This window comes from Kitasatospora sp. NPDC034023 (assembly GCF_055575795.1).
Window position 1 is genome coordinate 1 of sequence record NZ_JBVIRY010000096.1, and the last position, 4,116, is coordinate 4,116.

Annotated in this window: 4 protein-coding genes and 1 pseudogene; 3 read left to right on the forward strand and 2 right to left on the reverse strand. The window is 71.8% G+C overall.

Annotation, left to right across the window (positions count from 1 at the left end; all coding sequences use genetic code 11):
• Nucleotides 1-113 (reverse strand): annotated as a pseudogene (locus ACZ52R_RS43345) (electron transfer flavoprotein subunit beta); the annotation flags it as partial.
• Between the two features lie 331 nt (nt 114-444).
• Nucleotides 445-858 carry a thioredoxin family protein gene (locus ACZ52R_RS43350; RefSeq protein WP_360510260.1) on the reverse strand — a complete coding sequence of 138 codons (414 nt, stop codon included), beginning with the start codon at nt 856-858 and terminating at the stop codon, nt 445-447.
• A gap of 219 nt (nt 859-1,077) precedes the next feature.
• Between ACZ52R_RS43350 and ACZ52R_RS43355 the strand changes: the two genes are divergently transcribed.
• From ACZ52R_RS43355 to ACZ52R_RS43365, 3 genes are all read left to right on the forward strand, one after another.
• Nucleotides 1,078-1,503 (forward strand): DUF4395 domain-containing protein, encoded by a 426-nt coding sequence (locus ACZ52R_RS43355; protein WP_360510258.1) that lies wholly within the window; start codon nt 1,078-1,080, stop codon nt 1,501-1,503.
• Between the two features lie 247 nt (nt 1,504-1,750).
• Entirely contained in the window at nt 1,751-2,521 is a 771-nt protein-coding gene (locus ACZ52R_RS43360) for a lysophospholipid acyltransferase family protein (RefSeq protein WP_360510256.1), read from the forward strand.
• A gap of 172 nt (nt 2,522-2,693) precedes the next feature.
• Complete coding sequence (locus tag ACZ52R_RS43365) at nt 2,694-3,998, forward strand: TolB family protein (RefSeq protein ID WP_465626817.1); 1,305 nt, start codon at nt 2,694-2,696, stop codon at nt 3,996-3,998.
• Nucleotides 3,999-4,116: the final 118 nt, after the last annotated feature.

Below are 4,116 nucleotides of genomic sequence, written 5' to 3' on the forward strand. Positions count from 1 at the left end.
TCCGACAGGAGGCCGTCCACGCCCTCCCGGTCCGTGGTGTGGTCGTCCGCGAAACGACGGTCACCCGTCGCGTCCGGCACGTACTTCACACAGACAACGATCCTCAAGCTCACGGCCTTGTCTCCTGTACTGGTCTCGTCCGGCGGCTGCGGCTGTGCAAGCGGGCGCGAACACGGAACGCACCCGCTCCGGGCAGCGAATTCCCGTGCCGGTCCGGAACTTCCTGGCAGCATACTCGCCGGTAGCTCAGTGGTCACTACTGGCCAGTAGCTTACGCCGGGCGACTGCGCCCGCCGCCTGCGCACATCCTGCCCCAGGCAGGGCGCGACTCCACCTGACGGGGCGGACCGACAGGGACAGGATTCCGCTACGACGGGAATCCATCGCAACGGGATTCCTACGCGACGGGTTCCCCTACGACAGGTTCCTTTGCGACGGGGCTCCTCAGACCGCCTGGCCGAGCGCCGCAATCACGTCCGCCCTGCGCGGCTGCCCCACCGCCCGGCGCACCACCCGGCCGTCCGCGTCCAGCACCAGGACGGTCGGCGTCCGCCTGATCTGCAGCCGACGGACCAGCTCCAAGCGCGCCTCGGCGTCCACCTCGACGTGCTCGACCCCCTCGACCATCCCGGCCACCTCCGAGAGCACCCGCCGGGTGGCCCGGCACGGCTGGCAGAAGACCGTCGAGAACTGCACCAGCGTCGCCCGCACGCCGAGCGGCCCGCCCAGCTCCGCCTCCGACAGCCGTACCGTCCCGTCAGTGGTGCGCACCCTCATCCTTCCGTCGAGCCCGGCCCGCAGCAGCCCGAACGTGGTCGCGACCGCCAGCACGACAACGCACGCCACCAGCCCGGTCATCCCCCCAGTCTGCGCCAGCCACGACGGGCCCCGAAAGACGGTCGACCGCCGGGGGCGGGCCGCGTACGATCGGCCGGTGGACTCCGAGCGCTCCTCACCGCCGTTGCCGACCGCCCGCCGCGTCATCTCCCCGGGCCGGCCCACCGGACCCCACTGTCGCTGACGCCCCCGCCGCCACCTTCCGCCGCTGCCGCCCGTCGCGACCCTCCCGGAGCCCCCGTGCAGACCGACCCCCGCGGTCCCCGTTTCTCCGCCGCGCTCACCTCGGCCGTCCTGATCGCCGTCCTCCTCACCGGCAGCAGCGGACTCCTCGCCGCCCAAGCGCTCGTCTTCGCCCTCGGCGCGTTCGGCGGCTTACGGCTCTCCCCGTACGACTGGCTCTTCCGGATCCTCGTCCTGCCCCGCCTGGCCCCGCCGTCCGAGACCGAGGACGAGCGGCCGCTGCGCTTCGGGCAGGGCATCCTCCTGGTGTTCGCCGCGGTCGGCGCCCTCGGCCACGTCACCGGGGTGACCTGGCTCGGCCTGCTGGCCACCTCGGTCGGCCTCGCCTCCGCCTTCCTCAACGCCGCCTTCGGCTACTGCGTGGGCTGCGAGCTCTACCCGGTCGTCCGGCGCGCCCAGGGCCGCCTCACCGCCGGGGCCTGACCCGCCTCCGGCGGCCACCCCTAGCCCGGGGAACGGAAGAGTTCCCGGTCGAAGTTCATCACGGAGATCACACCGTGAAAATCGGCTTGACCGCACGCCTCAGGTGACAGCAGGCACTCGTTCGGGGGATCATCTCCGTGTATCACCCGTGACCGCCGCGGCGTGCCGTGCTCCGGTCGGCACCGCCCGCGCAACGTCACGGGCCCCCGCCGAACCGGGCTCCGGCCCGTGGAAGTCAGGACTGACCGTGGCAGAGTTCGTGTACCCGCCGGTGATCGGCGCCGCACTCACCGCCTTCCGCGCGCTCGACGTGCGAATCAAGATCGTGGGCGCCGAACACATCCCCGCCAAAGGGGGAGCGGTACTGGTCAGCAATCACATCAGTTACCTGGACTTTCTCTTCGCCGGCCTCGGCGCCTACCGCGGCGGCAACCGCAAGACCCGCTTCATGGCCAAGGACGACGTCTTCAAGCACCGGATCTCCGGCCCGCTGATGCGCGGCATGAAGCACATCCCGGTGGACCGCACCGACGGCCAGCCCGCGTACGAGGCCGCCGTGCGCGCCCTCAAGGCCGGCGAGGTGGTCGGGGTGTTCCCCGAGGCGACGATCAGCCGCTCGTTCATGCTGAAGAAGTTCAAGACGGGCGCCGCGCGGATGGCCGCCGACTCCGGCACCCCGCTGCTGCCCGTCGTGCTCTGGGGCACCCAGCAGCTCTGGACCAAGGGCCGCCCGAAGACGCTGACCAAGCGCCACGTCCCGGTCACCATCATGATCGGCGAACCGATTCACCTCGGGCCGGATGACAAGCCCGTCATGGTCACCAGACGACTCCGCGCCGCCATGAGCGAGATGCTCGACCAGGCCCAGCGCGAGTACCCCGGCAAGCCCTCCGGCCCGGACGACACCTGGTGGCTGCCCACCCACCTCGACGGCACCGCGCCCACTCTGGAGGTCGCCGAGGCCGAGGACGAGGCGGAGGCGCTCGCCAAGGCCGAGCGCCGCGCCGCCCGGGGCTGACAAACCCTCCCCCCCTTCCGCTACTCCGTGTGGCCTAGCGAGCGCGATCCGTCGCGTGTCGCCCGGCCTCCGACGCCCCCCGTCTGACACAGTGACAGCTCCTTTCAGGGGCCTTCGTCCTGAATCGGCGACGGGGGCACACGTCGAGCGGTCGGCAAGGTCGGAGGCAGAGATGGCACGGATCACTGGGACACGGCAGTCCCCCACAAGCAAGGCCCGCACTCGCGCAAGCGCAGGTGCGGGCCTTCTGCTTCTGGGCACCCTGCTCACAGGCTGCGGGGCCGAGCCCGGGGAGATCCCCCTCTCCGAGATCCGGCCGGAGTCCCCCTCCGCCACCCCGGAGCCGACGCCCGCCGCAACCCCCGGCGTGGTCGGCGCGGCAGCCGGAGCCCCCGCCGCGGCCACCGCGCACAACGGACTGATCGTCAGCCGGTCCTACACCGACTCCTCCCGCAGCACCAGCGCCATCGTCACCCTCTCCCCCGACGGCAGCGGCCAGCACCAGATCACCCAGCCACCGGACCGCGCCCGCGACGACCGACCCGACTGGTCCCCCGACGGCACCGCCGTCGCCTTCGACCGTACCGACCCGCAGACCGGCACCGCCCGGCTCTGGACGGTCGCCGCCTCCGGCGACGGCGCCCACCAGATCAGCCAGCTCTGCGACGACTCCAGCGGCGGCGCCGACTGCGCCAACGAGGACGAACGCGCCCCCGCCTTCTCCCCCGACGGCAAGCAGCTCGCCTTCAGCCGCTCCTGGGGCGCCCTGAACCCTGCCGACAACACCCGGACCCAGTACTCGGACCTCTACCTGATGAGCCCCGAAGGCACCGACGTCCAACGGCTCACCTTCCTCACCAACGACAAGCCCTACTCCGGCTCGGTCAGCAACCCCAGCTGGTCCCCCGACGGAAAACAGCTCACTTTCGAGTACCGCACCAGCGCCACCGGACAACCCGCCAACAGCCGGGCCATCTACGTCGTCAACACGGACGGCACCGGGCTCCGTCAGCTCACCCCCTGGGACCTGCGCGCCGGCGACCGTGCCGACTGGTCCCCCGACGGCACCAGGATCCTCTTCACCACCTACCCGGCCGGCCCCGACAACGCCCCCGGCGGCGCCATCTATACCGTCCACCCCGACGGCACCGCCATCGGCGCCCTCACCCCCGCCCCCTCGGACGCCTTCTACGGCGCCGCCGCCTACGCACCCGACGGCCAGTCCATCGTGTTCGCCCAGGCCCCCGCGGGCGCCGGCGCCGACCTCTACAGCATGCGGCCGGACGGCACGGGCGTCGCCCGCCTCACCAACAGCGCCGACAAGTGGCTCAACCACCCGGCCTGGGGCACGGCGGAACTCCCGGCTGCCCTATCTGCCCCGTCTACTCCGACCCAGAGCGCCCAGCCCGAGGCCCAGCAGCCGGCCCAGGCCCAGGGACAGCCGCCGACGGAGGAGCCGCAGTCCGAGGACGAGTGAGCCGACGGGCCAGAAAGGCCTGGAAATGCGAAGAGCCCCCATCCGGGATCCGGATGGGGGCTCTTCTGAAAGATTGTTCGGCGGCGTCCTACTCTCCCACAGGGTCCCCCCTGCAGTA

What these genes read in the sequence shown, in the direction of transcription:
- ACZ52R_RS43365 (WP_465626817.1), top strand. Translation starts at nt 2,694, where the DNA reads ATGGCACGGATCACTGGGACACGGCAGTCCCCCACAAGCAAGGCCCGC.
- ACZ52R_RS43350 (WP_360510260.1), bottom strand. Translation starts at nt 858, where the DNA reads ATGACCGGGCTGGTGGCGTGCGTTGTCGTGCTGGCGGTCGCGACCACG.